The organism is Sessilibacter sp. MAH1 (assembly GCF_054658315.1).
The window spans coordinates 2,027-5,258 of sequence record NZ_BAAGIC010000033.1 but is presented as its reverse complement, the minus strand read 5'-3'; the positions used below and the strand labels follow the sequence as shown (position 1 = coordinate 5,258).

General features: G+C 50.3%; 1 rRNA gene. It reads right to left on the bottom strand.

Annotated elements, in window-relative coordinates:
* Positions 1-27: 27 nt before the first annotated feature.
* Positions 28-2,900 (bottom strand): 23S ribosomal RNA (locus ACYQ28_RS18705).
* Positions 2,901-3,232 lie beyond the last annotated feature (332 nt).

Here is a 3,232-nt window from a genome sequence, read left to right as displayed (position 1 = left end):
TGTCGCTCAACCAATGTCTTCAGTTATATGGTCAAGCCTCACGGGCAATTAGTACTGGTTAGCTCAACGCCTCACAACGCTTCCACACCCAGCCTATCAACGTCGTAGTCTTCAACGGCCCTTTAGGGGATTCAAGATCCCAGGGAAAGCTAATCTTGAAGGAGGCTTCCCGCTTAGATGCTTTCAGCGGTTATCCCGTCCGAACATAGCTACCGGGCAATGCCATTGGCATGACAACCCGAACACCAGAGGTTCGTTCACTCCGGTCCTCTCGTACTAGGAGCAACTCTTCTCAACTTTCCAACGCCCACGGCAGATAGGGACCGAACTGTCTCACGACGTTCTAAACCCAGCTCGCGTACCACTTTAAATGGCGAACAGCCATACCCTTGGGACCGGCTTCAGCCCCAGGATGTGATGAGCCGACATCGAGGTGCCAAACACCGCCGTCGATGTGAACTCTTGGGCGGTATCAGCCTGTTATCCCCGGAGTACCTTTTATCCGTTGAGCGATGGCCCTTCCATACAGAACCACCGGATCACTATGACCTACTTTCGTACCTGATCGACGTGTCAGTCTCTCAGTCAAGCTGGCTTGTGCCATTACACTAACCTCATGATTTCCGACCATGATTAGCCAACCTTCGTGCTCCTCCGTTACTCTTTGGGAGGAGACCGCCCCAGTCAAACTACCCACCAGACACTGTCCGCAACCCAGATAATGGGCCAGCGTTAGAACCCCAAACATACCAGGCTGGTATTTCAAGGACGGCTCCACGGTAACTGGCGTCACCGCTTCAAAGCCTCCCAGCTATCCTACACAAGTAGGCTCAGAGTTCAGTGTCAAGCTATAGTAAAGGTTCACGGGGTCTTTCCGTCTAGCCGCGGGAACGCAGCATCTTAACTGCGATTTCAATTTCACTGAGTCTCGGGTGGAGACAGCGTGGCCATCATTACGCCATTCGTGCAGGTCGGAACTTACCCGACAAGGAATTTCGCTACCTTAGGACCGTTATAGTTACGGCCGCCGTTTACTGGGGCTTCGATCAAGAGCTTCGCTTACGCTAACCCCATCAATTAACCTTCCAGCACCGGGCAGGCGTCACACCCTATACGTCCACTTACGTGTTTGCAGAGTGCTATGTTTTTAATAAACAGTTGCAGCCACCTGGTCACTTCGACCGGCCTCAGCTTAGGGAGCAAGTCCCATCACCAAAACCGGCGTACCTTCTCCCGAAGTTACGGTACCATTTTGCCTAGTTCCTTCACCCGAGTTCTCTCAAGCGCCTTGGTATTCTCTACCTGACCACCTGTGTCGGTTTCGAGTACGGTTCTTTATTACCTGAAGCTTAGAAGCTTTTCCTGGAAGCAGGGCATCAACCACTTCACTCACATGTGAGCTCGTCGTAACGTCTCAGCCTTAAGGACCCGGATTTGCCTAAGTCCTCAGCCTACGCGCTTAAACACGGACAACCAACGCCGTGCTGGCCTAGCCTTCTCCGTCCCTCCATCGCAGTAATAAAAAGTACGGGAATATTAACCCGTTTCCCATCGACTACGCATTTCTGCCTCGCCTTAGGGGCCGACTAACCCTGTCCCGATTAACGTTGGACAGGAAACCTTGGTCTTCCGGCGAGGGGGTTTTTCACCCCCTTTATCGTTACTCATGTCAGCATTCGCACTTCTGATACCTCCAGCAAGCTTTACAACTTACCTTCAGCGGCTTACAGAACGCTCCCCTACCATGCTTAAAAGCATCCGCAGCTTCGGTTTACAGTTTGAGCCCCGTTAAATCTTCCGCGCAGGCCGACTCGACTAGTGAGCTATTACGCTTTCTTTAAAGGATGGCTGCTTCTAAGCCAACCTCCTAGCTGTCTAAGCCTTCCCACATCGTTTCCCACTTAACTGTAATTTGGGACCTTAGCTGGCGGTCTGGGTTGTTGCCCTCTCGACGACGGACGTTAGCACCCGCCGTCTGTCTGCCATGATTGCACTCCTCGGTATTCGGAGTTTGCATGGGGTTGGTAAGTCGGGATGACCCCCTAGCCCAAACAGTGCTCTACCCCCGAGGGTGAGACATGACGCACTACCTAAATAGTTTTCGGGGAGAACCAGCTATCTCCCGGCTTGATTAGCCTTTCACTCCGACCCACAGCTCATCCGAATCTTTTTCAACAGATGACGGTTCGGTCCTCCAGTGCCTGTTACGGCACCTTCAACCTGGCCATGGGTAGATCGCCGGGTTTCGGGTCTACTGCCTGCAACTATCGCCCTATTAAGACTCGATTTCTCTACGGCTCCCCTACACGGTTAACCTTGCTACAGACAGTAAGTCGCTGACCCATTATACAAAAGGTACGCCGTCACAGAACAAGTCTGCTCCGACTGCTTGTATGCACACGGTTTCAGGTTCTATTTCACTCCCCTCACAGGGGTTCTTTTCGCCTTTCCCTCACGGTACTGGTTCACTATCGGTCAGTTAGGAGTATTTAGCCTTGGAGGATGGTCCCCCCATCTTCAGACAGGATAACACGTGTCCCGCCCTACTTAATGTGTCATTACTGCATCTTCGTGTACGGGGCTATCACCCTGTATCGCCCAACTTTCCAGAAGGTTCCACTAACACAGTAACAATCGGCTTCTCCCCGTTCGCTCGCCGCTACTTAGGGAATCTCGGTTGATTTCTTTTCCTCCGGGTACTTAGATGTTTCAGTTCTCCGGGTTCGCTTCTTACACCTATGTATTCAGTATAAGATACCTGTAAACAGGTGGGTTTCCCCATTCGGAAATCGCGGGATCATAGCATGTTTGCCGGCTCCCCCGCGCTTATCGCAGGCTCCTACGTCCTTCATCGCCTCTAACTGCCAAGGCATCCACCGTGTGCACTTAGTCGCTTGACCATATAACTCAAGCCACTGATTTTTTTTGCGACTTACAACAATTGATAGTGTCTTTACCATTCGCTTAATAAACATTTAAAAAGCAAATCGTAAAAACGTTCTCTTTGATTGCAATTGATAACGATAATACCACCGGACAGAGTTTTTCTTTCTTCATAACGTATTCTAAGAATCAGCTAATCCAAAAGCTCAGTCACTTTCGATTCATCAGTATTTAATCAGTCAATTTCTCAACCAACCAAACACCAACAACTCAGCAATATTACTATTACTTAATCTTCCACCTTGTTAAAGAACCTAATCTCGCCAGGAGATTAGTGGCATTTGCCAAC